This window comes from Henriciella barbarensis (assembly GCF_003576345.1).
Classification (GTDB): domain Bacteria; phylum Pseudomonadota; class Alphaproteobacteria; order Caulobacterales; family Hyphomonadaceae; genus Henriciella; species Henriciella barbarensis.
Genome location: NZ_QWGB01000005.1, coordinates 1448836 through 1473700 on the forward strand (window position 1 = coordinate 1448836; position 24865 = coordinate 1473700).

The following is a 24865-nucleotide window of genomic DNA, read 5'->3' on the forward strand; positions in this document are numbered from 1 at the left end:
CAGCCCTCCCTCAGGCTTTTTTCGTCTTGGCGAGGTGGATGCCCTTACGCACCCGTGCGAGCGTCCCGCAGCGGCAGATATTCGTGACCTGCGCGTCGATATCCTCATCGGTCGGGTCGGGTGTGTTGTTGAGCAGGCCTGCCACGGCCATGATCATGCCGGGCTGGCAGTAACCGCATTGTGGGATGTCCAGCTCTACCCAGGCCTGCTGGACCGGATGGCTGCCATCTTCGGAGAGACCCTCAATCGTAGTGATGTCCTCTTCGCCGGAGAGCGCGCCAACCGGGTAGGTGCAAGAGCGGACTGGCTGGCCATCAATGTGGATGGTGCATGTGCCGCACTGGGCGATGCCACATCCATACTTGGCACCGGTGAGGCCTAGATGTTCGCGCAGCACCCAGAGAAGCGGCGTGTTCTCTTCTGCGTCGACGTTTACCGTCTGCCCGTTGACCTTGAGTTCTGCCATGCGCTGATCCTCCTCTCGCATTGCGAAAGGCACCGGCATCAAGCGTTGTTCGCTTGCTGGGCGCGCGAGCCGGCAATTCAGGCATGGCCCTCATTGGTGCGGCTGCGGCCCCCCTCATCCGGGCCTTAACATTGATCAGACTAGTCTGCTTGGCGCGAGGCAGCCAGAGATTTGGCCAAAAAAATCGATCAACTCTGCTTGAGCGCGCCGTAGCCGCCACCGCCGGGCGTCTCGATCGTGATTGTGTCGCCGATGTCCATCTCTATAGTCACGACGCCGTCGATACCTTCCCGGCGCCCATCGGCGCGAACAATCCATTGGCGTCCGCAGTTGGCGTCCCCACCGCCTTCAAGACCGAATGGACCGGTTTGACGGGAGGATGAGACGAGCGTGCAGACGGTGTTCGAGAGCGCACGTATGGTGCGTACCACGCCGTCTCCGCCGGTTTGCTTGCCTGCACCGCCTGAACCACCGCGAAGTGAGAAGCGCTCTAATCGGAGGGGATAGGTCATCTCCATGACCTCAGGGTCAGTGATGCGGGTGTTGGTCATGTGGGTATGAACGCCGGACGTTCCGTCAAAACCGGGGCCCGCCCCGCTGCCACCGCAGATCGTCTCGTAATACTGATAGTCATCATTGCCGAAGAGCAGATTATTCATCGTCCCCTGCGCGGCTGCGCTGACGCCCATTGCGCCGAAGATTACATTACAGACCGCCTGGCTGACTTCCGTATTGCCTGCCACGACAGCTGCGCCATGCGATGGCGAGAGGAAGGAGCCTTCGGGGATCACAAGTTCCAGCGGCCGCATGCAGCCCTCATTAAGTGGCAGCTCATCCTCCACGAGGCAGCGGAACGCATAAAGGACCGCAGAACGGCAAACCACCGGCGGCGCGTTGAAGTTGCCGGGGCGCTGTGGACCCGTGCCGCTGAAATCTATGGTGGCTGAACGAGCCTCCCTGTCGACCTTGATCGACACGCAGAGCGACAGGCCGTCGTCCATCGCGATCTGCATCTCGCCATCGCTCAGCCGGTCGATGACTCTCCGCACGCTTTCTTCGGCATTGTCGAGGACGTGGCCTGCATAAGAAGTCACGCCTGCCCGGCCATACCGCTCAATCATGGCGAGCAGGTCTTTGGAACCTGCGATATTTGCCGCCATCTGGGCGCGGAGGTCAGCGACGTTCTGATCTGGTTTGCGGGCCGGCCATGGCGCATCGGCTAGCATCCGGCGCAAGGCATCCTCGCGAAACTCACCTTCGCTGAGCAGCAGGAAGTCATCAATGACGACGCCTTCCTGTTCCAGTTTCGTGGCGCGTGCCGGGGTCGAGCCGGGTGTCAGCCCGCCAATATCTGCATGATGACCGCGATTGGCGACAAAAAACCAAATGTTCTTTCCACCCTTGTCGAACACCGGCGCGATCACCGTGATGTCGGGCAGGTGGGTACCACCATTGAAGGGGTTGTTAAGGCAGATCATGTCGCCCGGCTTGAGCGTTGCGCCACGGCTCTCCAGAACGGTGCGGACACTCTCACCCATCGCGCCGAGGTGCACGGGCATGTGAGGCGCGTTGGCGAGGAGGCGACCTTGGTCGTCGAACACCGCGCAGGAGAAATCGAGTCTCTCCTTGATGTTCACGCTGGTTGCTGTGTCCCGCAGCACTGCGCCCATCCGCTCAGCAATCGCCATGAACATATTGTTGAACAGCGAGAGGAGCACAGGGTCCGGCGTATCGGTTGCTTTGACCAGTTCACGTCGGGCGGCGCCGACGCGCTGCATGACCAGTTCGCCGCCTTCGGCAACGCGCGCTGACCAGCCCGCATCTATGACGGTGGTGCCAGTGTCTTCAGTGATAAGGGCGGGGCCGACGATGTTGCTGCCCGGTGCGAGGCTGGATCTGTCTATCAGCGGTGCAACTACGACCTCGCCGCGGCTCCACAGCTCGACCTCCTGGTCTTGAGCGGCTTCTCTCTTGCCTGCGAACGGCTTGCTTTCGAAGTCTGGTGCCGCTCTACGTGCTTCGCAGGAAAGCGACTCCAGAACCAAAGTGCGATCGGGGGTTCTGAAGCCAAAGCGTGCTTCGTGCAGCCGCTCGAAATCTTTCCGCATCGTAGCCAGGTCGCCAAATTCCACGCGCAGGCTTGTATCTGTCCCGGCATATCGAACGGCTGCGCTGATACGCCATGTGAGATTGTCTGCGCCTAGTCTTTCGCGTTGTTGTCTTTTGAGGTGTTGAATCCGCCCCAGCGCGTCTTCGGTCGCCTGGTCGTCGAGCGTTTCTTCGACTGAGGTGCGCGCGATATCGATCTCATCTGACAAGCCGATGCCAAGCGCTGACAGCACGCCTGCCAGCGGGTGGATAATGACGGTCTGTATGTCGAGCTCATCAGCGACGAGACAGGCATGCTGGCCGCCAGCGCCGCCGAACGCCTGAAGCGCAAAGTCGGCAGGGTCGCGGCCTTTTTCCAGCGTCACCTTGCGTATCGCTCGGGCCATGTTTGCGACCGCGATTTGCAGGAAACCGGCTGCGAGTTCTTCCGCAGACCGGGCGAGCCCCGTCTCTGCCTCAACCTCGCGCGCCATCTGATCGAAACCGGTGCGCACGGCATCGAGGTCAAGGGGCTGATCCTGCTCCGGCCCGAAGACGGGTGGAAACGCGCTTGGCTGAATGCGGCCGAGCAGAATGTTTGCGTCGGTGACAGTAAGAGGCCCGCCTCGCCTATAGGCGGTTGGCCCCGGATCCGCGCCGGCGCTTTGCGGGCCGGCCTGGAGCTGGCCCTGATCGAAGCGAAGGACGGATCCACCGCCAGCGGCGACGGTATGGATATCCATCATGGGTACCCGCAGCGGGGCGCCCGCGACTTCGGTTTCTGTGACGCGCTCGAACTGACCGTCATAGACCGAGATATCTGTGGATGTGCCGCCCATGTCGAAGCCGATGATGCGGTTATGGCCGAGCAGGGCAGCTGTCTTGGCTGCCCCAACCACGCCGCCAGCGGGACCTGACAGGACCGCATCGCGCCCCCGGAACCGGCTCGCTTCCATCAGGCCGCCATTCGACTGCATGAAGTGGAGGGAGGTCTCCCCGAGACGGCTGGCGACCTGCTCCACATAACGCTGCAGGACCGGGGTGAGATAAGCATCTGCCACTGCAGTGGCAGCGCGCGCGACATAGCCGGCCAGAGGGTCGGCTTCGTGACTTAGCGCGACGGTCTTGAACCCAGCTTTCCGGGCGAGTGCGCCAACCTGTTTTTCAAGGTCTGGATGCTTCCAGGCGTGGAGCAACGAGACTGCGCAAGTCTCAAGACCCCGACTGCGCGCCGCTGACAGGTCCGAAACAATGACGGCTTCGTCCAGCGGTTTCAGAAATTCGCCGTCCAGATCAATGCGGGCAGCCACTTCGAGCACGTCATTATTGAGCGGTGCAGGGCGCTTTATATGGAGGTCGAACAGGCGCGGGCGCGACTGGCGGCCAATGATGAGCAGGTCGCCGAACCCCTCATTTACGACAAAGAGTGTGGGCGCGCCCTTCCTCTCAAGCAGCGCGTTGGTGGCGACAGTCGTGCCCATACGCACCTGGTCAATCTGGTGGAAGGGCAACGGCTCTCCGGCCGGGGCATCGAGCGCGCGCCGGATGCCTTCAATCGCCGCATCTTCATAGACGCCGGGGTTTTCGCTGAGCAGTTTTGAAAGCTCGTAGCGCCCCTCCGGCGTCCGAGCGACGATGTCGGTGAATGTCCCGCCCCGATCGATCCAGAACTGCCAGCCGCTCATGCGCCAATCACCGTGCTTAGCGCTCTCCAGATACCGCGAAGACCAATCATGAGCGTGATAAGGATGACCAGCCCGCCCGCAATATTGGCCGCGAGCCCGTTCACGCTCTCGCCCAGCAGGGCCTTGCGGTTCATCACATAGAGAAGAAAGATCGCGATAAGCGGCAGGAGCAGCCCATTGGCCGCTTGCGCTGTCACAATCAGGGAAACCGCATCAATCCCGAGCAGTGAGATAGCCGCGCCGATGGCGACAATTGTCAGCGCGATGGCGCGGAAGCGTCTGGTCTGTCCGCCTTCCGATTTGGCGGGAAACATCTCGGTGATCGCATAGGCGGTCGCCATGGGCGCGGTGATCGCTGAGGTGAGGCCCGCTGCGAAGAGGCCAATGCCAACGAGATAGCGCGCCGCTGGGCCGAACGCCGGCTCAAGGGCAATCGCCATATCGCGAGCATTGCTCACCTCCATGCCTGCCACGAACAGGCTGCCTGCCGCTGTCGACAGGATCAGGATGGAGACAAGTCCGCCGAGCCCGATGGAGATTGCTGAATCGCGCCGCGCCTCGCTGAGCTTGCTAGCGTCGGTCCAGTGGTTGCGCGCCGCTGCCGCATGCAGGAACAGGTTGTAGGGCACGATGGTCGTGCCGATCAGCGCGACGGCGGTGAGCTGCGCGCCGTCCGGTATGGATGGCACAAGACCTGCCGCAAAAGTCGAAAGATCCGGGCGCACGAGAATGGCAGAGATGATGAAGGCGAGGCTCATCAGGAGGACGAGCCCGATCAGGATGCGCTCAATCGGCTTGTAGGCCCCGATCAGCAGAACGCCCGCCGCAACGATCGCAAGACCAGCAACGAGCAGGCGCCGCGTGCCCTCACCAAGCAGCGCCTCGAGCCCCATGACGCCGCCAGCGAGATTGCCGCCTTCATAGGCGGCATTGCCGACACCGATGGCAAGCAGCACGAGGATGACCGCGCCAGCCTTGCCGATGGGGCCGCTGACGCTTGCCATCAGCGCTTCGCCGAGACCGCGCCGGGCGCCTGCGCCAAGACGCGCTGCCATGTCCTGCAGCGCGATGGTGGCGAGTGTCGCGAAGACGAGAGCCCAGACAAGCGCATGTCCGAAACTCGCCCCCGCAACAGTGCAGGCGGTCACCGTGCCCGGGCCGATAAAGGCCGCTGCGACGAGGGCGCCTGGCCCAATGGATAGCTTCATGTCGTGCCCCGCAGCGTCATTGTGGAGAGCCTGCACGGAGCGGCCTGATTTGTCGATATGGGCTGGAGGACCGGCTAGGGTCTAGCTGCCGCCATCGACGCGCAGAATGGTGCCGGTTGTGAAGCTTGATGCATCGCTCGCAAGACAGAGTGCAGCGGTAACGATCTCTTCCGGTTTGCCGGGGCGGCCAAGTGCATTGTCAGCCGACTGACGCATCTCTTCTGGCCAGGCCTTCGAGATATCGGTCAGGAACGGGCCGGCAGAGATGGTGTTCACGCGCACCTTCGGCCCGTACTCGCGGGCAAAGGAAACTGTCATCGCGTTGAGCGCAGCCTTGGCGCCGCTATAGGGCACCACCTGAGGCAGCGGCATCAATGCGCCGGTCGACGAGATATTGATGATCACTCCGCCATCCCCATCCGCCATACGCTTCCCGACCTTGGCGCCGATACGGAACGGGCCCTTGAAGTTGAGGTTCAGCACACTGTCGAACAGGCTTTCCTCGATCTCATGGCTCGGCGCGCGTGGGCTCATGCCAGCATTGTTGATCAGGATGTCGATCTTACCGAACGCCTCATAGGCCTTCTCGATCATCGGATCTATTTCGGCCCATTTTCCGCAATGAGCACTCAGCGCAAGCGCCTTGCGGCCAAGAGCGCGAACCTCCTCGGCAACGGCTTCGCAGGCATCAAGCTTGCGACTGACGATCACCGTATCCGCGCCCTGTTCTGCAAAGGCCCTGACCATCTGATAGCCGAGGCCGCGGCTGCCGCCGGTCACCAGGACTGTCTTGCCTGAAAAGTCGAAAAGCCTGCTCGCCAGATCCGCCATGATCGCATTCTCCCTGTGTTTTCGGCAAAGTTGCAGGAAGCCTCGCCCAAGACAATCTACTGCGGGGCTTTCCCGCGCGGCAGGCGCTCGACATCCCTTCATCAATGACTTTAGGGTCAAGCCAGCAGCCAGAAGGATACCGCCCCATGCGCCAGTTCTTGACCGGATTACTCGCAACGCTTTTCCTCCTTCTGTCGCCCCAAGCAGGCGCGCAGACAGGCGAGAGCAGCGGTTTCTTCGACCTGGTGATCGATGATGAGAACAAGGCGATTGCCACGCTGCCCGCACCCGAAGCAGATGGCGTCATGTTGCGGATGATCCACGCGGTGCGCCTGAAGGCCGGTCTAGGCTCAAACCCCGTAGGTCTTGACCGCGGCTGGGGCTCCAGCGGCGATATCCTCGTCTTCCGCAAGATCGGCAACCAGGTCGTTCTGGAAGTCGAAAACCAGACCTATCGGGCAAACCCTGATAATCCGCTCGAAGCCCGGGCCGTGGCTGAGAGCTTCGCAAACTCCTTCGTCGCCGCTGCCGACATCACGTCTCAGGGTGCGGGCTCGGTTTCCTTCGACATGACCGGCTTTCTGACAGGTGACCGGCTGAACCTCGTCCAGCATTTGAAGGATGCTGGCCAAGGCACGTTCAGTCTGAAAGAGGACCGCTCGCTGGTCGATCCGGATGGTATTCTGGTCTTTCCGGACAATGTCGAGATCGACGTATTCCTGACTCTGTCGAGCAGCGATCCGGGGCGTGAGGTTGCAACCACGGCGGCGAACGGGACCGACGTCACGCTGGTCCAGCATCATTCTTTTGTTCGTCTGCCTGAAGAAGGCTACACCCCCATCAAATCTGACCCGCGCGCGGGTGTCATCAATCAGGTCCATTTCGATTATAGCGCGGGTCTCGCAGAGCCGGTTGTAACGCGCCTTGCCCGCCGCTACCGCCTGCAGAAGAACGAAGCAGGCGAGACGCTCGACCCCATCGTTTTTTATATCGACAGTGGCGCCCCGCCGCAGATACAGGACGCACTTCTGGACGGTGCCCGCTGGTGGGCCGATGCGTTCGCAGCAGCCGGCTACCCTGATGGCTACCGTGTCGAGATCCTGCCAGAGGATGCCCACCCGCTCGATATTCGCTACAATGTGGTTCAATGGGTCCACCGGCAGACGCGGGGCTGGTCATATGGCGGTGGCATCTCCGACCCGCGCACAGGCGAGATGCTGAAAGGCCATGTCATTCTTGGCTCGCTGCGCGTGCGACAGGACCGGATGATCTTTGAAGGTCTTGCAGGCACGGCCGACACGGGTACCGGCTCGGAAACGGACCCGGTTGAGCTTGCGCTCGCCCGTATCCGTCAATTGTCAGCGCACGAGATCGGCCACGCGCTCGGCTTCCAGCATAACTTTGCGGCAAGCACCTATGGCAAAGGCTCCGTTATGGATTATCCCGCTCCGGATGTGCGGGTGCGGCGCGGCGCGCTTGATTTCAGCAATGTCTATGGCATCGGCATTGGCAGCTGGGACAAGTTCACAGCGACCTGGCTCTATGGTGACCTGACAGAGGAAGAGCGCGATGAGCTCGTGCTTGAGGCGCGTGCCGATGGTCTGATCTATGTCGCCGATCAGGATGCGCGCAGCGCGTCGACGGGTCATCCGCTTGGTAATATCTGGGACAATGGTCCAGATCCTGTCGCTGCGCTTCGAGAGGCGCTCGAAATTCGCCGCATCGCGCTGGAGAATTTCGGCGAAGACCGCGTGCAACAGGGCCAGCCTCTGTCCGACCTCAATGACGTCATTGTGCCGATCTATCTATATCATCGGTATCAGACGGCGGCGGCCGCGAAGATCGTGGGCGGCATGAACTTCAATTATGGCCAGCGCGGCGACGGTCAGCCAGCTGCTGAGATCGTCTCGCCGGAACGCCAGCTTGAGGCGCTCGACGTGCTTCTCGAAACAGTGTCACCGTCGCGTCTTGATCTTAGTGATGAGGTTCTCAACCTGTTGACGCCCGGCATGGCGAACTACGCGCTCGCTGATTGGGACCGGGAACGGTTTGCCGGATCGGCGAGCCCCGCTTTCGACCTCATCGCCGCAGCCGATACGGCCGCATCGACGACTTTCGGTATCCTGCTGGAGCCTCGGCGTGTCGCGCGCCTGGTTGAGTTCAACCGCCGTGATCCAGCTAATCCCGGTGCGGCCGACATGTTCGCCCGTATCCAGCAGACAGTCATGGCGACACCGAACTCATCTCGCACGCGCCCAATCGCGGAGGCGGTCCGGGCGCGCTACGCTTTTGCCCTGATGGACCTCGCGGCCACTGACACAACAGCGGCGGTCAAGGCGTCCGCCGCTGCTGGTCTGCGTGATCTTTCGCGGGCGCTTGATAGCAAGCGCGATAATCATGCGGTCTGGCTTAACAACCGGATTGAGGATTTCCTTGATGCACCGGCCGATATCGACCCGCCAGCCGTGACGGCCAAGGCGCTGCCGCCGGGCGGGCCAATCGGCTACACGCCTTACGAAACTTGCTGGCACTGCGACTAGGCATCAGCCCGTCGCGAAGAAGGCCTGCCAGCTCTTCTGGCCCGCTTCATTATAGCGGCGCATGGTTTCGACCATGTTCAGAAACCCCTTCTGATCTGCCAGTTCTGGCGGCAGAAGCGGGTCATAGTTGATGAGGCGGATGACGGCCTGCCCGATGAGCAAGGACTCACGGGCAGCGTCCGGCAGTTGAAGAGAGCCGAGCCGCTGGAGGCTGTCCTCCATGGCCCGGGTCGCCTCGACATAAGTTGCGGCGAGCTCATCGGCGGACCAGAGACCTGGCCAGGCTGACGCATCGGGCATTTCAATCGCATCAGCGTGGAGCAGAAGGATATCTTCATCCGCGCCGATAGCGATCAGTTCGCGCCGATGCTCATCCAGAGGCTTTGACAGGTTCGCGGGACGTGCCCATACGCCTTCCGGCGTGCGTCTATAGCCTGACAGGCCCAATGCGCGCTCGCGGGCTGTGAGCTGCTTTCGGTCGGTTCGTCCGAGATGCTGGGTCAGGGCGATCAGCCAGCCGCCCTTCCAGTGCACAATCTTGCTGTCCACTTTCTGCCAATCCTGCAACCGGCGTACGAGCGAGCGTGATTTCGGACCAGGCTGATAGAGGCCTCGCGATGGACTTTCGAGCAATCCGTCCTTGATCAGCCGGGTGACGGCCACGCGCAGGGTGGATGCCTCAATGTCAAAAAGGCTCGCCGCCTGAATCAGGCGCGAAATTGTCTCCGGCTCACTCCGGCGACTGGCGAGCAGGGACAGCACCATGGCGCGGGCCGTCATGCTGCTTCTGTCGAGAGGCTGAAAATAATACGACATTTGACAGAAGCTGCTTATAAACGTAACAAACGAGAAAGGCTAGGCATCAGGAGTCCGCTCATGCAACAGGGAATGAAGCTTTCGCAAGCGCTGTCAAAGAGTGAGCTGCGAGCCTTTCAGAAGAAATCGGATCTCCGAGCCCTTGGCGGTCTTGCCTTCAATTGGGGTATGATCGTCTTTGCCTTTGCAATCGCGATCAACTGGCCGAACCCGGTAACGATCCTGGCGGGCATCATCCTTCTTGGTGGACGTCAGCTTGGCCTCGGTGTCGTGAACCATGACTGCGCCCACCATGCTTTCTTCAAAAGCCCCAAAGTCGATGAGTTCGTTGGTCACTGGCTGGCTGGCGCGCCCATGAACACCTCGCTGAAGGCCTACCGGGCCTATCATCTGAAGCACCACAAGTTTGCGGGCACGCCAAACGATCCGGACATCGGCTTTGTGAAGAATTACCCGGTTTCGAAGTCGAGCCTGAAGCGCAAATTCATGCGTGACTTCACCGGTCAGACGGGCTTTCGCGACACGATGAATGACCTCAAAAAATTCAAGCTATCGCGCAATTACCCCTGGCTGTTGTTCCACGTCGCGCTGCTTGGCACACTGACACTGGTTGGTGCGCCTTGGGCATATCTCATGTGGTGGGCGGCGCGTCTCTTCGTTTTCCCGGCGATCGTGCGGCTTCGTCAGATTGGAGAGCATGGCACGGCGCTGGACCGCACCAGCCTCGATGCGCGGCTTAATACCGGCACGACCGTCGCGCCGCTCTGGCAGCGTGTGATCGTGGCGCCGAACGATGTGAACTATCACCTGGAGCATCACCTGCTTGCCAGCGTGCCGCCCTATCGGCTCGGCCGCCTGCACAGGCTGCTCAGCGAACGCGGCTATTATGATGGCTATGACTGCATCTCGAAGGATTATTTCGATGTGATCCGACGGGCTGTGCGGCCAGATGAACCGCGCATGGTCGCTGCCGAATAGACAGGCCTAGGCCGCGCCTTCGATCTCGACCGCCCGGCCATTCACTTTCGCCCTGACACCGAACACGTCTGCCATCCGCTCTGCGGTTAGCGTGTCCTCGACCGGGCCGTCGCAAATGATGCGGGTGTCCTTCATCCAGATCATGCGGCTCGCATAGCGGGCAGCCAGCGATATGTCGTGTAGAACAACAAGCGCGCCGCCGCCTGCAGCGACGTATTGATGGATGATATCCATAATGCGGAACTGGTGACGCGGGTCGAGCGCGGCGACAGGTTCATCGGCAACCAGAAGTCCGGCGTCCGACGCCAGCGCGCGGGCAAAGTGCACACGGGCCAACTCGCCCCCCGATAGCGTATCGGTGTGGCGAGAAGCCAGTTCCTTAAGTCCGCATTTCATCAGCGCGCGCTCAACCGCGTCTGCATCCTGGTTGCCGAGCCGTCCCGGCGCTGCTCCATAAGCATAGCGGCCGAGCGCGACGACATCGCGGACGGTGTTTGGCCATGCGAGTGGGCGCTGCTGGGGAAGATAGGCGACGCGCCGGGCCCGCTGCATCGGGGCGAGTTCTGCACAGTTATCACCGTCTATGCTCGCGCATCCACCGTTGGCTTTTTCCAAGCCGAGAGAGGCGCGCAGAAGGCTTGTCTTGCCTGCGCCATTGGGGCCGATCAGCGCGACGAACTCGCCTGCGCCAACGCGGAAATCAGCTTGCGCGACGAGCGCGGTCTTGCCTGCATGGACGCTAAGTTTTTCCGCGACGAGTTCAGTCATGGATCGCGCGCCTTCCCATCGCAATCCAGATAAAGGCGGGCGCACCGATAAGCGCAGCGACGACGCCCAGCTTCAGCTCATTCACGGTCGGAAGAATGCGCACGCCTATGTCGGCGAGTACCAGGATGAGACCCGCGAGCAGGGCCGATGGAATGAGGGAGCGCGCTGGATCATGGCCGACGAAAGGGCGGACAATATGCGGCGCGACGATGCCGACAAAGCCGATGGCGCCGGCAAGCGCCACTGACCCGCCGGTTGCGATGCCAGCCCCCAGCACTGTCAGGATACGCTGATTGCGCAGATTAAGGCCGATGCCACTTGCCGCTTCCTCGCCGAGCGTCAGGGCAGAGAGCCCCCGGCGTGAGGCCAGCAGAATTGCGCTGCCGCCAAGGATGAAAGGGGCAGCAAAACCAAGCTCCCGAAAACTGCGATTGGCGACGGAGCCGAGCATCCAGTTGATCATATCGGACAGGGTGAAGGGCGTCGGCGCAAGATTCATGAGAAGGCTCATCGCGGCGCCTGCGAAGGCAGAAATCCCAACGCCAACAAGGATCAAGGTCACCACCGACCGGGTCTTGATGGCTGCCAGCGCGATAAGTGCTGTCGCTGCCAATGCACCCAGCATCGCTGCAATTGGCAGGACCCAAGGCGATAGCGCAACCAGCCCATAATAGAGCGAGAACGTTGCAAACAGCGATGCTGACGCTGACACACCGAGCACGCCCGGCTCTGCCAGCGGATTGCGCAACAACCCCTGCAGCGCCGCCCCACTGATGCCGAGCGCTGCTCCGGTTGCGAAGGCGGCTAGGGCTCGGGGGAGGCGGATTTGCCAGATGACGATCTGGTCGCTGACGTCGCCGCTGCCGAAGAGGGCGAGTAGGACGCGATCGATGGGCATGGGGGTTGAGCCGAGCAGGCAGGCGATGAAAACCGCTATAATACAAGCGACTAGAAGCGCGGGGGTGAGGGCGCGGTTTGCGGTCATGACGCGTCACTATCGGCCAGGGTTTCGATGGCGTCCATGAGGAACCAGCCCCCGCAAGCGGTCCAGGAACCCGGTACAGTGACGGTGTTTCCACGGTGCAGCAGACGGTGTGCGACAGGGTGGCTTGCGGCGCTCCAGTAATCGGGCGTGAAGCCGCCTTGTTCAGAAAATTGCGCGGGCACCACGATATCAGGTTGTTCGCGTGTCAGCCGCTCAAGCGGGATCGGATTCCAGCCGGGGGTATCCTGAAAATTGCTTAGACCGGCCGCCTCGATCATCTCGTGCACGAGGGAGCCCGGGCCGGAGGTCACACCGCCCGACGCCATGTAGAGCGCGGTCTTTTCACCGCTGCGGGCCTGAACGTCTTCGAGTCGTTGGCGAAACTCCGCGATGAGCGCTTCGCCTCGCTCGCTATGGCCGAGGCCGTCGGCCATTTGCTGGATGACGCCCGGAATTGAGGTGGAGCTCTCTCCGTCGATCGTGGAGGTCCAGCCGACGTTGAGGACCGGAACACCTGCCTGTTCAAAGAAGGCTTCGGCGTTCGGTCCGCCGCCATAAGAGCGGACGATGAGGTCAGGCTTCAGCACGAGGACGCTCTCTGCATCCGCGCGCACCGTCGGGAAGTCTCTGGCGGCTTCGCGCATATAGGAAAAGCTACCGGTGCCACCGGGAGAGATGGCGAGGATCTGCTTCGGATCGGCGAGTTTCAGGACATACTGGTCAGCGCAATAATCGAGGCTGACAATCCGCATTGGACGCTCACCAGACTGCGTGCCGGGCGCCTCAACGGACGCGCTGCAGGCAGCGGCGAGACAGGCCAGAAAGGGGATCGCCAGCCTCATCATTGCTATCTCAGCTTCAGTCCGATGAAGGCACCTGCGCCCGGCCCGCGATAGCCATAGACGTCTGTGACCTGCTCATCGAAGAGGTTGCTGCCGCGCAGGGTAATGGCGAGGCGTTCGGTGACCGGTATCTCTGCCGTAAGGGATGCCAGCGTATACGCGTCCAGTGTCACGCGCCGGGATGGGAATGACCCGAAGTCGAAATCATCCTGCTCGCCGACATAGTCCAGCGCTGCCCCGATGCGCAGGCCATTGTCGTTGACCCGCCAGTTGGCGGCGATGCTGGCTGTGTCTGCAGGGACGCGGATTTCGTCGCTGCCATTATCGGCTTCGCTGTCGATGGAGGTGAACTGCCCTGAAATGTCGAGACGGTCGGTCGGTGTCCATTTAGCCCCGATTTCGATGCCAGAGCGTTTGCTGTCACCCGCCCGGTTGGCGGCGGTCGACATGAAGGTCGGGGTGAAGGCGGTATAGATTTCGTCTCCGAGTTCGGCTTCGAAATAGGTGATCGACGCGCTGAACTGTTCCCATGCCTGGTCCCAGCCGATTTCCCAGCTTGTCGACGTTTCAGGCTCAAGGTCCGGATTGCCGATGAAGCTGCCGGGGTAGAAGCCGAAGAGTTCGGTGAAGGTCGGGTTCTTCACGCCGCTGCCAGCCGAGGCACGAAGGCGCCCGCCAAAGTCGAAGCCATAGGCCGCCCCGGCGCGCCAGGTGACGGCATCTTCGAACTGGCCGTCATTGTCGTCAAAGCGGGCCGATGCGTTCACCTGCAGGGCGTTGAGCGTGAGGCGGTACTCGCCCGCAATGCCGAACGTCTCAAAGCTCTGGCTCTGGTTCGGATCACCGAAGGCGAGGTCCGTTGAGCGGCGCTCATAGTCTTCGCTTTCATGGTCGACGAGGGCGCTGAATGTCTGGACCAGGTCACCTTGGCCGATTGTGACAGATGGGCTCCAGGAGAGTTTGGTGCGTTCACCATCCGTGGAGTCTGTATAAGTGCCATCCGCGCGATTGGTGCGGTCTACTTCATTGAGATTGGCGCGGAAGACGTGATCGATCTGTCCGGTCTTGCCTGTCAGAGCTGCGCCAATAATGGTCTGTTCGCTATCGGTTGTCCGGTCGACATTGTTGAGGAGCCCGTCGAAATCGGTGTCGCTGTCGAACTGGGATTCGGCTTCGCGATAGGTGGCGAGGAGCGACAGGTTCCAGCCCGTGCCAAGCTCCACTCCGCCGCGTGCGAGGAAAGCGAGGCTGTCAGAGCCGTCCTTTTCGCCGCCCTGGCCAGAACTGTCGACGCCTTCTGTCGTGAAGCCGGACACAGCGCCGCCAAAACTGAAGTGTTCAGAGGCTGTGTTGAAGCCAGCCGAGCCGTTCACGGTTTCGCGCGACCCAGCCTCAATTTCGGCATTGAAGCCGGGCTGGGCGGAGGTCTCAATGGCGAGAACCCCGCCAATCGCATCAGAGCCATAGAGTGAGGACTGCTCACCGCGCAGCACTTCGATACGGGCGATATCGAGACCAGAGAGAAGGCCGAAATCGGTTTCGCCAGTGACCGGGTCCGAGAATTCGATTCCGTCGAGAAAGACGAGTGTGTGGTTTGCCTCGGCTCCGCGAATGCGGACCTGCGTTAGCCCGCCGAGTGAGCCTGAGCGCGAGATGGCGACACCCGGAACGGCGCGCAGCTGGTCCGCAACGAAAGGTGTGTCGCGCACGGCAAGGTCGTCTTCGGTCAGGATGGCGACGTCTTCGGTCAACGTCGCCGGATCAACAGGCTGAAGGCCAGACACGGTGACGGTATCGAGGCGGCGCTCATCAGCGGTCTGGGCAAAGGAAAGGGGGGCAAGGGCGAGTGTGGCGACAGTCGCCAGCAGGATTGGTCGACGCATAGTTACGACTCCGATGGCGCGCCGCAGCGCGCATACAATACGAAACCACGTGCATTGCGCGCGCGGCAGACGGATTGTCGAAAAACGGAGATACTCCGCGCCCGCTGGCTTTTCCCGGCCATGGGCAAACGACAGGCGATGGCAGGTTTCCTGGCTTGCCGATCACAGCGTCTGGCCGCCTTCCCAAAGCATTGTGCTTCAGTGGCTTGGTGGCCATCAGCTCCTGGCTGACAGTTGCGGGTACAGCACCGGATTTACACCGGCTTCCCTCTTAGCCCCCTGTTAGAAGGGCACCATCTGGCCGCGGTGATGTTCCAAGCGGCCGAGCCTGTCAATAGAACGAAATAAACCTTCCCGACCACCCGTTCGGGTGATGCGGCCCATTTCTGGCCCGCCTAGCATGGGCCCCGGGACCATATTGGGTGGGGGGACGCACGTGAAAACGATTCAGCAGAAACTTGGCGGTTGGGCGCGTGCGATCGTGCGTGCTTGCGGTCTCGCATTGGGAACGAGCGTATTGTCACTGGGTGCGCAAGCGTTCGAGCCTACTGTGCCATTAGACTTCTCGCTTCAGTTTCTGAACGCATCCGACCAAGAGATAACAACCGCCAACGTAAATGAGGCGGTGACGGTGTTGTACACTCTAGAAAACCCGAACCGCACTTCTGCTACGTTCGAGTTTGACCATTATCTAGCCGCTGGGCGAAGCATTGCTACACCATCGAATGTATCATCGACCTGTCCGAATTCGACGCTGGTTCCGGGTCCCAACTATCTGCAGGTCGACGCGTCAATTAACGGAGCGTCGTCATGCACGATCAGGATAGATATCGTTTCCACGATACCGGGTAGTTTCACCACCAACACGAACTCGATTGATGGCAGCCTTGGATCTGGCGCCTCGGCCCAGGGCACTATCAACTTTGTGGCACCACCTCAGTTCAGCATGGTGTTCAATCCGTCTTCGACGACCAATAATGACAGCGCCCAAGTCACTTATACGATCAATAACGTCCAGAATCCCAACCCGGCGACAGGTGTGAATTTCTCACATAATTTCAATGCAGGGTTGAAAGTGTACCAGACGCCGAACGCTTCCACGACTTGTGTCGGGGGCACCCTGTTCGCCAATGCGGGCGCAGGGTCCATTTCTTATGTGGGTGGTTCGGTCCCAGCGAGCTCGAGCTGTACAATCAACTTGTTGGTCGGGTCCAAGGAGGCGGGTACGTTCATTGAAACCACCGGCGCCCTTTCGTCTGGGTTCGGAAATAGCGGCACCGCTTCTGACACGCTGACAGTCACTGACGTAATCGCGCCGCGTATCCGAACTATCGAGCGTGCTAATCCAACGAGCGGAAGCACCGATGCTGATATCCTTACATGGAGGATCCGATTTACGGAGGCGATGGATATCGCAACGTTCACGGCCGATCAGTTCGTAGTCACCGCTTTGGGGGGTGGGCTAACGGCAGACCTGACAATCGTCAATGCGGATGCCACGCAGGTCGAAGTGCGCGCAAGTGGCGGGAATCTGCCAGACTTCAACGGACTTGTTACGCTCGCCTTGAACTCACCGTCATCCATCGCGGATGTGGCTGGAAATGTTCTGGTTAGCTTCAATCCCACAGAGATGAGGCAGGATACCTTTGAGCTGATCAACGACTCCACCCCGCCAATGGTGACAGCCTTTGAGCGCTACACGCCGCTGCAAGAAAACACCAATGCGGACGAACTGGTCTTCAAGATTACATTCAGCGAACCCGTTCAGAATGTTGGACCTGAAAGCTTTCAGGTAACCGGTACGAGCGCGACGGGCACGGACCTCCAATCTTTCGGAAAAAGTGGGGATATTAGAAAAGACAAGATCGGCGCGATTCGACTCGCGCAAGAAATGGGCGGTGAGATGGGTTTTCCGGTGCGTGGCCTGTCCGGACAGACGTTCCTTCTGACTGTCTCAGGCGGCGACCTTGCAACCTATAGTGGCGTTGTCGGTCTGGATCTGGCGCTTGGCGGCGGACAAATTAATGGGAGGGCTGATCCCCCGGCCCCTATTGTTATATTCCGTCGCATATCGGATTTTGCGGGTAACGGGCTGCTGTCCGGAGAGCCTGCCACGGATGAAACCTATACGGTGGACAATCGCGGCCCTGAGCTTGCTTCCATTACGCGGCGGACCCCGGACACCGAAGTGACCGACGCCGATACGCTGACCTGGGACTTCCAGTTTAGCCGGATTTCGCCGCTATATGCCATCGAACCCAGCGCGTTCACGCTAACCGGTACGACTGCGACCCTTTCCGTCGAACGTTACAGCATTGGCTTCTATGTGACGGCTTCGGGCGGCGACCTGGCCGATCTTAATGGACCTGTAACAATCGCTCTCAGCGCTGGCTCCGTCGATGAGTTCGGCAATGCGCTGACGAGTGGCGAGCCGTCCGGCGCGAATGAGAACAGCTATACGCTACAGCAGACGCCGCCCGATACGGATGGCCCGAACGTGTCGATTGCAAGCACATCGACCGGTCCTGTTTCGGGGGTGTTCCCGGTCACTTTTACATTCACTGAGGATGTAACCGGATTTGCTGCTGAAGACATTACGCTCGGCAATGCGACGCTTGCCAATTTCGAGGCGACGGACGCGAAAGTGTATACGGCGGACATTACGCCTTCAGGGGATGGTGCAGTAACCATTGATGTCGCCGCGAATGTTGCGGCAGACGCGGCTGACAACGGCAATGATGCAGCGCCGCAGTTTACCATTGTGGCAGATGCAAGCCCGCCCGGGCTATCAATCGAGCTTCCTGGGACCGAAACAACGGGCGCATTCACCGCGACCTTCACCTTCACGGAAGATGTGACGGGTTTCGAATTGGCGGACATTACGCTTGGAAACGCAGCCGCCAGTGATTTCGCGGCGACGAGCGGGTCGGTTTACACCGCGCGCATCACGCCATCGGCACCTGGCACGGTCAGCGTCAGCGTCGCTTCAGCGGCGGGCAAGGATGCGGCGGGCAATGATAGTCTTGAGGCGAGTGTCTCGCTTGAGGCTGTCTCTGAAATTCCCGAAGTTGTGATCGATTTGAGTTCCGACATCGCTGACCCTGAACAGGCTGCATCGGTGGCGACAATCTCCAACCCTGGCAGTGCGCCATTGCCGTTCACCGTGCAGGTCGATGTGCCGTGGATCACCGTGACGCCGCTTTCGGGCACGATTTCGCCGCTCGGAACGTTCGATCTGTCCGTCAGCCTCAACGATGCCGTGAATAGCTTGAATCCTGGCGATTATGTCGGGACAGTCACCGTGACGGTGGGCGATGCGCCGGTTGCGCTTGCGTCTATGGGCGGCGCGAACGGCCAGCCGGTTCAATCTGGCGGGAATGGCGGTGCGGTTGGCGTGGGCCTGAGCGCCGGCACGATCCTCGTGGAACTGCCCGTTAATGTCGCGGTGCAGGAGCGCTTCGGCAACGTCCAGCTTGTTGCAACGACGCAGGAGGGGCCATCCGGCGAAGCGAGCTTCACCTATGCTTCCGACGTGCCGGCTTTCGACAATCTGACGCTCTCGACAAGCAATAACCGGGCGAGTGCAAGTAGCGGGGACATCCTGTTCGGCAGCTATGACATCACCCAGATGGCGCCTCCGGGCTGGCGGGTGAAAGCGTTGAATTGTTCGGGCGACCTTGATGGGGCAACGACCTATGACGCGGCGAGTGACACGGCGACAGTTGATGTCGATCCGGGTGAGAGCATTGTCTGCGTGTTTGAGAATGTGCGTGATGAAGATGCGGTGCGCCTTGCGACACAGCGCGCCATCCGCAACTTCATGCTCCGCCGGGCTGACCGTATCATCGACGCGGCACCGGAACTGTCGCGCCGTTTTGCTGATCGCGATTCAGCCCAGCGCGGCGGCATGTCCGCCAACGCATCGGGCGCGGGCTACTACCAGATGGACTTCAGCGTCTCTCTGTCGGGGGCTCGCAATGCCGTTGCCGCCGATGAGGCCAATACGGGCGCCCGCTTCAACAATTCAGAAGCATCCTTCCTTGATGGCTGGGATGTCTGGCTGGCAGCCGAAGCGTCCGGTATCCGGGATGACCGCGCGGGCGAACGGTCCAGAACCGACTTTGCCACCGTGCAGCTCGGCGTCGACTACCTCCTGCGGGATGACGTTATCGTCGGTGCGATGGCCCAGTATGACTGGATGGAAGATGAGGCGCGCGAGGTCTTCACCGATGCTGGCGCGGTGCGCGGGGCGCAGGTGCAGGGTGAGGGCTGGATGGCCGGTCCGTATGCAGTCTGGCGCGTGAAGGACAGCCTGGTCGTCGACGGCCTCGCCATGTTCGGGGAATCCGACAACCGGGTGAACCCGCTCGGCCTCTACAGCGATGACTTCGAAACCGAGCGCTACATGGTCCGGGCGAATGTAACGGGGGAAATCCGCTCTGGCCCATGGACAGTGCGTCCGCAGGCGGGGATCACCCAGTACAAGGAAACCCAGTCGGCCTATACGGACACGCTCGGCATCAAAATCCCATCTCAGGATATCAGCCTCGGCCGCTTCCGGGCGGGACCGGAGGTCGCCTGGCGCAACGAGTTCCGCGATGGCAGCTGGCTACAGCTGAGCGGCAGGCTCAATGCGGTGTGGGACTATGATAGCGCAGATCTGCTGACCGAGCGTGGCTTCCTGAGCACTGACGATACCGACCTTCGGGCAGACGCGCGGATTGGTTTGGCCACGCAGACCAAGTGGGGCCCGCTGGTGCGCCTCGAGGTTGGTATCGCAGGTGTTGGCGCCGGGGACTTCCGGGCGGAGACGGCCCGGATAGAGATCCGCGTGCCATTCGGTTCGGGTGGGCTAGGGCAAGGTGTGCAGGCGCTGGCTTCTGGCGCGGGGGGAATGGGACTTGGTGGCCGCTGTGATGTGCCAGGCGGCGGCGTGCACAGCTCCTTTGCGAGCCAGTCCGGCTGCAGTGCCGGTATGCGGGGATACTAGGCGCGGTCCTGTAATCCTGACGTGCCGCCTAGCTGCTGGCGCCAAGGCCTGCGGCAAAGGCGATCCGAAGGGCGGCAGACAGGCTGTCGACGCCGAGCTTGTCCATCATGTTTGCGCGGTGAATCTCCACTGTACGCGGGGAGATGTCGAGCGAGTTGGCAATGCCCTTATTGGTCAGCCCTTCGACCAGACCATTGAGAATGTCGCGCTCGCGCGGGCTGAGATGAGCGAGCCGCTTTTCCGCTTCGGCCTTCTGGATCGCGCCCTGATGAAGGCTGTCTAGGTGTTCGACGCCTTCAGTAATCGCCTGGAGTAGGACCTGCTTTTCGTAAGGCTTTTCAACGAAATTGACCGCGCCGGCCTTCATGGCCTGAACCGCCACCGATACATCACCATGTCCTGTGAGGACAATGATCGGCATCTCGCAGCCGCGCTCATTGAGCTCTTTCTGGACCGCGAGTCCATTCATCTGCGGCATCTGGACATCCAGGAGGATACAGCCTGATTCGAGCTCGTCGAGCTTTGCCAGGAAGCTTACTCCGTCCGGATGTGTCTGAACGCGATAGCCCGCGAGCCGGAGCATGAAGCTGGCTGAGTGACGGATAGCCTCATCATCATCTACGAGGTGGACTAGCGGCTTTTCAGAATCAGTCATGCCTCGGTTTCTACAGGTTCAAGCGTGAAAGCGAAACGCGTGCCCGTGTCGCCTGCAGGTATCGCTTCGATCGTACCTCCATGCGCTTCGACAATGGTGCGGCAGATGGAAAGCCCAAGACCCATGCCGGTAGACTTGGAGCTGGCCAGCGGACGGAAGAGGTGTTCAGAAACCTCACGGTCTATTCCGGGGCCATTATCCTCGATAGTGACAAGCACCATGCCATTGCTGCCAATCAGGGCGCGGATATCGATCTTCGGCTCTACCTGCGGTCCGATAGCTTCGATGGCATTACGGACGATATTGATGATGACCTGCTGTATCTGAATCGGATCGATCATCACAAACGGCGTGTCTTCCGACACGCTGACAGAGATGGCGCCTGACGCCGTGCCCATTTCCGTCTGGACGAGGGCGACCGCATCACCGAGCAGGGGAACCAGATCCGTGGGGCGTTTCTCGACTTCGCCGCGAGAGACATAGTCGCGCAGCTTACGGACGATCTGACCCGCGCGGACAGATTGTTTGGCCGCTTCGCCGAGCGCTTCCTGCACCATTTTCATTGTCTCTTCGTCCGGCGCATCGAGCAGGTCACGGGCGGCTTCGAGATAATTTGTTACCACGGTGAGCGGCTGGTTCAGCTCATGCGCGAGGGCAGACGCCATCGTGCCGACTGAGCTCAGCCTCGAAAAATGGACGAGCTCGGCCTGCAAGGCCTTCATGCGCGTTTCATTGCGCCGTTGCTCGGTCAGGTCCCGCATGAAAGCCGTGAAGAGGTAATGGTCGCCAATCTTTGCCTCGCCGATCTTGAGATCGATCGGAAACAGAGTGCCGTCGGCGCGCCGTGCGGTAACTGTGCGGCCAATGCCGATAATCTGGCGCTCACCGGTGCGAAGATAGCGCGAGATGTAACCGTCATGCTGCGACTTGTCGGTTGGCGACATGAGGATGCTGACATTGCGTCCAAGCAGTTGGTCCGCTTCGTAGCCAAACAGGGTCTCTGCTGCCTTGCTGACAGCCGTGACGATCCCGGCGTCATTGATGACCACCATGGCATCCGGCACCGACTGGAGGATGGACCGGAAGTGGTGATGGAGCGCGTCAACGTCCATCTCCGCCATATCGTAGATCTGGTCCGGACCCTTCAGTGTTCACACCCCTGTCGTCTGCATAACCGCAATGCGACAGGCAGGGCCGGGTGGTCAACAAATAGCGTGAGGAGAGGTGCTGAATTGTCATGGCATGACCCGGGCGAGGCGATGCGCCAAAGTCCGAGCATGCTGCAGGAACGGGCTGATAACCATGACGGCGACGCCCGACACGAAAACCGGGCACCAGACGCAGTGCATGCCGAACAAGCTGGATGTACCGGGCGCCTGACCTGTTGAGGAGCACCACGCAAGCTGCAGCAGCTCATTTCGCAAGTGATGCGACTGAACTTGCGGCCACGCGATCATCGCGATGGCCAGCCCGACGGTAAATATAATGACACGGTTCATTCGGAGGCCTCCTGATGCCCGCAATCTAATGCGTCTGCGACAGGCTGGCCCATACGTATGAGCCCGTATACCGAACACTTCCGAGCTTCCGTAATCCCTCTGCCATGATGAGACAGCCGCCGCTTCCGGCGGAGTTTGAATGTTGAGGGGTAGGCAAGTTGAGCACCAGCATCCTTAAAAGAGGGGCGAGGGACAGCAGCACCGGAATGGTGTCGGCTTTCCTTTGCGTCTTTGCTGTCCTGGCGATCCTGATCGCTGGCAATGCAACAGATCATTTGATGGGCGTTCATGCGCTCCTGTTCTTCTCCGCGATCGTCGCCTGGCTAGTGGGTATCGCGCTCTGGGCCGGCAAGCTGGGCGACCGCGACCCCTTCGACGAGACGGAGTATGAAGACACGCTGGTCAAGTTCGGCGTGGCCGCATCCATGTTCTGGAGTCTCGCTGGCTTGCTCGTCGGCGTGATCATTGCCTGCCAGCTGACATGGCCGAACCTCTTCTATTTCGAGGAGCTCGGCTGGACGAATTTTGGCCGGCTCCGTCCGCTTCATACGTCCGCCGTGATCTTTGCGTTCGGTGGTAACGTTCTGCTCGCAACCAGCTTTCATGTGGTTCAGCGCACGACCCGCGCGCGCCTCTTTGGCGGTATGTGGCCGTGGTTCGTGTTCTGGGGCTACCAGCTCTTCATCGTGCTTGCCGCGACCGGCTATCTGATGGGGATCACCCAGTCCAAGGAATATGCTGAACCTGAATGGTATGCCGACCTCTGGCTGACCATCGTCTGGGTCGCCTATCTGATCATTTTCCTCGGCACGCTGTGGAAGCGCAAAGAGCCGCATATCTATGTGGCGAACTGGTTCTACCTGTCCTTCATCGTGACCATCGCGATGCTGCACATCGTGAACAATCTATCGCTGCCTGTCTCGCTCGGCTCGGCCAAGAGTTATCAGCTCTTCGCAGGGGTTCAGGATGCGCTGACCCAGTGGTGGTATGGCCACAATGCGGTCGGCTTCTTCCTGACGACCGGCTTCCTTGCGATCATGTATTATTACATTCCGAAGCGCGTGGACCGGCCGGTCTATTCCTACCGCCTGTCGATCGTGCACTTCTGGTCGCTGATCTTCATCTACATCTGGGCAGGTCCGCACCACCTTCACTACACCGCGCTTCCACAGTGGGCACAAACCCTCGGCATGACCTTCTCGATCATGCTGTGGATGCCAAGCTGGGGCGGCATGATCAACGGCGTGATGACCCTGTCTGGTGCCTGGGACAAGCTGCGTACCGACCCCGTTGTCCGCATGATGGTCGTCTCACTCGCCTTCTACGGTATGGCGACATTCGAAGGCCCGCTCATGTCCGTGCGGGCGGTGAACTCTCTCAGCCACTATACCGAGTGGGGCATCGGACACGTTCATTCAGGCGCGCTAGGCTGGGTTGGTTTTATTTCCTTCGGCGCGCTCTATTGCCTGACGCAGTGGCTCTACAAGCGCAAAAGTCTCTATTCGATAGCGCTGGTTGAGTGGCACTTCTGGCTCGCAACGATTGGCATCGTTTTCTATATCGTGGCGCTCTGGTTTGCGGGCATCATGGAAGGCCTGATGTGGCGTGCCTACAATGACTTCGGCTTCCTCGAATACAGCTTCGTGGAAACGGTCGAGGCCAAGCACATCAGCTACATCATCCGCACGGTAGGCGGTCTGCTCTATCTCAGCGGCGCGTTGATCATGTCCTACAACCTGATCCGCACCGCGCTGGGCCATGAGCGCATCAACCAGCCCACTGATGCCAACCCTGTAAGCCAACCGCCGGCAGCCGCTGAGCTGCAGCCGGCCGAATAGGAGCGTCGAGAACAATGGGACTGCTCAATAATCACGGCGTGTTCGAACGCCACTCGCTTCTCCTGACCATCGGCATCCTGATCACGGTCTCGATCGGCGGGCTCATCCAGATGGCGCCGCTCTTCTACATGGAGAATACGATCGAGAAGGTGGAGGGCATGCGCCCCTACACCCCGCTCGAAGTGGCTGGCCGCAACATCTATCTGCGTGAAGGCTGCTATGTCTGCCACAGCCAGATGGTGCGCCCGCTGCGCGACGAAGTAGAGCGCTACGGCCATTATTCGCTGGCAGCCGAGTCAATGTACGACCATCCGTTCCAGTGGGGCTCCAAGCGGACAGGGCCAGACCTCGCACGCGTTGGTCGCAAATATTCCGATGAATGGCATGTTGACCACCTGATCGACCCGCGCGCCCTGGTGCCGGAATCGATTATGCCGCCCTATGCCTTCCTGGCAGAGAAGTCGCTCGACTTCCGCCACATCCAGGATGACCTGAAGGCGCTTCGTGCCGTAGGCGTTCCTTACACCGACGAGATGATCGAGAATGCGAGCATGGACCTTCGGGCCCAGGTTGACCCCGACATCTATTTCGATGAGCAGGACGCCCTGGTGGCTCGCTACACGGAAGCATCCGGCCGCGAGGGCACCGTCCAGATCCGCGATTTCGATCAGGACCCTGACCGTATCACCGAGATGGATGCACTTGTCGCCTACCTTCAGATGACCGGCACACTGGTGGATTTCTCCACCTACGAAGCCGAAGACCTGATGAACGCGCGCTAGGGGAAATTGAG

Annotated in this window: 17 protein-coding genes and 1 riboswitch; of the genes, 5 read left to right on the forward strand and 12 right to left on the reverse strand. The window is 60.6% G+C overall.

What is annotated here, in order from left to right; all coding sequences use genetic code 11:
* Positions 1-10 precede the first annotated feature (10 nt).
* From D1224_RS10205 to D1224_RS10220, 4 genes are all read right to left on the reverse strand, one after another.
* Positions 11-466: a (2Fe-2S)-binding protein gene (locus tag D1224_RS10205; protein ID WP_119379969.1), complete on the reverse strand. Its 456-nt coding sequence runs from the start codon at positions 464-466 to the stop codon at positions 11-13.
* A gap of 188 nt (positions 467-654) precedes the next feature.
* Positions 655-4239, reverse strand: a complete 3585-nt coding sequence (locus D1224_RS10210; protein WP_119379766.1) for a hydantoinase B/oxoprolinase family protein — start codon at positions 4237-4239, stop codon at positions 655-657.
* Positions 4236-5447: an NRAMP family divalent metal transporter gene (locus D1224_RS10215; protein WP_119379767.1), complete on the reverse strand. Its 1212-nt coding sequence runs from the start codon at positions 5445-5447 to the stop codon at positions 4236-4238. Before D1224_RS10215 ends, D1224_RS10210 begins: the two co-directional genes overlap by 4 nt.
* A gap of 81 nt (positions 5448-5528) precedes the next feature.
* Entirely contained in the window at positions 5529-6278 is a 750-nt protein-coding gene (locus D1224_RS10220) for an SDR family NAD(P)-dependent oxidoreductase (protein ID WP_119379768.1), read from the reverse strand.
* Between the two features lie 146 nt (positions 6279-6424).
* Here D1224_RS10220 and D1224_RS10225 point away from each other — a divergent pair, with 146 nt between their 5' ends.
* Positions 6425-8818: a zinc-dependent metalloprotease gene (locus D1224_RS10225; protein ID WP_182482231.1), complete on the forward strand. Its 2394-nt coding sequence runs from the start codon at positions 6425-6427 to the stop codon at positions 8816-8818.
* 3 nt (positions 8819-8821) lie between these two features.
* Here D1224_RS10225 and D1224_RS10230 read toward each other — a convergent pair whose 3' ends face one another.
* Entirely contained in the window at positions 8822-9634 is an 813-nt protein-coding gene (locus tag D1224_RS10230) for a hypothetical protein (protein WP_233350478.1), read from the reverse strand.
* A gap of 60 nt (positions 9635-9694) precedes the next feature.
* Between D1224_RS10230 and D1224_RS10235 the strand changes: the two genes are divergently transcribed.
* The gene (locus tag D1224_RS10235) at positions 9695-10612 is read left to right on the forward strand and encodes a fatty acid desaturase family protein (RefSeq protein ID WP_119379770.1); all 918 of its coding nucleotides are present in this window, start codon (positions 9695-9697) and stop codon (positions 10610-10612) included.
* 6 nt (positions 10613-10618) lie between these two features.
* Here the strand turns inward: D1224_RS10235 and D1224_RS10240 are convergent, their stop codons facing one another.
* Genes D1224_RS10240 through D1224_RS10255 form a run of 4 tightly spaced genes read right to left on the reverse strand, consistent with a single transcriptional unit; the run spans position 10619 to position 15090 of the window.
* Positions 10619-11380: an ABC transporter ATP-binding protein gene (locus tag D1224_RS10240; protein WP_119379771.1), complete on the reverse strand. Its 762-nt coding sequence runs from the start codon at positions 11378-11380 to the stop codon at positions 10619-10621.
* The gene (locus tag D1224_RS10245) at positions 11373-12365 is read right to left on the reverse strand and encodes a FecCD family ABC transporter permease (RefSeq protein WP_119379772.1); all 993 of its coding nucleotides are present in this window, start codon (positions 12363-12365) and stop codon (positions 11373-11375) included. The genes D1224_RS10240 and D1224_RS10245 overlap by 8 nt, the downstream gene beginning before the upstream one ends.
* Positions 12362-13210, reverse strand: coding sequence for an ABC transporter substrate-binding protein (locus D1224_RS10250; protein ID WP_119379773.1), 849 nt, complete (start codon positions 13208-13210; stop codon positions 12362-12364). The genes D1224_RS10245 and D1224_RS10250 overlap by 4 nt, the downstream gene beginning before the upstream one ends.
* 2 nt (positions 13211-13212) lie before the next feature.
* Positions 13213-15090, reverse strand: a complete 1878-nt coding sequence (locus D1224_RS10255) for a TonB-dependent receptor plug domain-containing protein (protein WP_233350479.1) — start codon at positions 15088-15090, stop codon at positions 13213-13215.
* A 123-nt stretch (positions 15091-15213) separates the two neighbouring features.
* Positions 15214-15403: riboswitch (cobalamin riboswitch) on the reverse strand.
* Between the two features lie 123 nt (positions 15404-15526).
* Here D1224_RS10255 and D1224_RS10260 point away from each other — a divergent pair.
* A complete protein-coding gene (locus D1224_RS10260; protein WP_182482232.1) occupies positions 15527-20080 on the forward strand; it encodes a DUF7933 domain-containing protein in 4554 nt (1517 codons plus the stop codon).
* 28 nt (positions 20081-20108) lie between these two features.
* Here D1224_RS10260 and D1224_RS10265 read toward each other — a convergent pair whose 3' ends face one another.
* The 3 genes from D1224_RS10265 to D1224_RS10275 form a co-directional block, all read right to left on the reverse strand.
* Positions 20109-20735 carry a response regulator transcription factor gene (locus D1224_RS10265; protein ID WP_119379775.1) on the reverse strand — a complete coding sequence of 209 codons (627 nt, stop codon included), beginning with the start codon at positions 20733-20735 and terminating at the stop codon, positions 20109-20111.
* Entirely contained in the window at positions 20732-21856 is a 1125-nt protein-coding gene (locus tag D1224_RS10270) for a sensor histidine kinase (RefSeq protein ID WP_119379776.1), read from the reverse strand. The genes D1224_RS10265 and D1224_RS10270 overlap by 4 nt, the downstream gene beginning before the upstream one ends.
* 114 nt (positions 21857-21970) lie before the next feature.
* Positions 21971-22234: a hypothetical protein gene (locus D1224_RS10275; RefSeq protein WP_119379777.1), complete on the reverse strand. Its 264-nt coding sequence runs from the start codon at positions 22232-22234 to the stop codon at positions 21971-21973.
* A gap of 278 nt (positions 22235-22512) precedes the next feature.
* Here D1224_RS10275 and ccoN point away from each other — a divergent pair, with 278 nt between their 5' ends.
* Positions 22513-24072, forward strand: a complete 1560-nt coding sequence (gene ccoN, locus D1224_RS10280; protein WP_407647460.1) for a cytochrome-c oxidase, cbb3-type subunit I — start codon at positions 22513-22515, stop codon at positions 24070-24072.
* A gap of 14 nt (positions 24073-24086) precedes the next feature.
* Positions 24087-24854, forward strand: a complete 768-nt coding sequence (ccoO, locus tag D1224_RS10285) for a cytochrome-c oxidase, cbb3-type subunit II (protein WP_119379779.1) — start codon at positions 24087-24089, stop codon at positions 24852-24854.
* Positions 24855-24865 lie beyond the last annotated feature (11 nt).

Coding starts and splice junctions, on each gene's coding strand:
- D1224_RS10205 (WP_119379969.1), bottom strand. CDS start 466: ATGGCAGAACTCAAGGTCAACGGGCAGACGGTAAACGTCGACGCAGAA.
- D1224_RS10210 (WP_119379766.1), bottom strand. CDS start 4,239: ATGAGCGGCTGGCAGTTCTGGATCGATCGGGGCGGGACATTCACCGAC.
- D1224_RS10215 (WP_119379767.1), bottom strand. CDS start 5,447: ATGAAGCTATCCATTGGGCCAGGCGCCCTCGTCGCAGCGGCCTTTATC.
- D1224_RS10220 (WP_119379768.1), bottom strand. CDS start 6,278: ATGGCGGATCTGGCGAGCAGGCTTTTCGACTTTTCAGGCAAGACAGTC.
- D1224_RS10225 (WP_182482231.1), top strand. CDS start 6,425: ATGCGCCAGTTCTTGACCGGATTACTCGCAACGCTTTTCCTCCTTCTG.
- D1224_RS10230 (WP_233350478.1), bottom strand. CDS start 9,634: ATGTCGTATTATTTTCAGCCTCTCGACAGAAGCAGCATGACGGCCCGC.
- D1224_RS10235 (WP_119379770.1), top strand. CDS start 9,695: ATGCAACAGGGAATGAAGCTTTCGCAAGCGCTGTCAAAGAGTGAGCTG.
- D1224_RS10240 (WP_119379771.1), bottom strand. CDS start 11,380: ATGACTGAACTCGTCGCGGAAAAACTTAGCGTCCATGCAGGCAAGACC.
- D1224_RS10245 (WP_119379772.1), bottom strand. CDS start 12,365: ATGACCGCAAACCGCGCCCTCACCCCCGCGCTTCTAGTCGCTTGTATT.
- D1224_RS10250 (WP_119379773.1), bottom strand. CDS start 13,210: ATGATGAGGCTGGCGATCCCCTTTCTGGCCTGTCTCGCCGCTGCCTGC.
- D1224_RS10255 (WP_233350479.1), bottom strand. CDS start 15,090: ATGCGTCGACCAATCCTGCTGGCGACTGTCGCCACACTCGCCCTTGCC.
- D1224_RS10265 (WP_119379775.1), bottom strand. CDS start 20,735: ATGACTGATTCTGAAAAGCCGCTAGTCCACCTCGTAGATGATGATGAG.
- D1224_RS10270 (WP_119379776.1), bottom strand. CDS start 21,856: ATGGCGGAGATGGACGTTGACGCGCTCCATCACCACTTCCGGTCCATC.
- D1224_RS10275 (WP_119379777.1), bottom strand. CDS start 22,234: ATGAACCGTGTCATTATATTTACCGTCGGGCTGGCCATCGCGATGATC.
- ccoN (WP_407647460.1), top strand. CDS start 22,513: ATGGGCGTTCATGCGCTCCTGTTCTTCTCCGCGATCGTCGCCTGGCTA.
- ccoO (WP_119379779.1), top strand. CDS start 24,087: ATGGGACTGCTCAATAATCACGGCGTGTTCGAACGCCACTCGCTTCTC.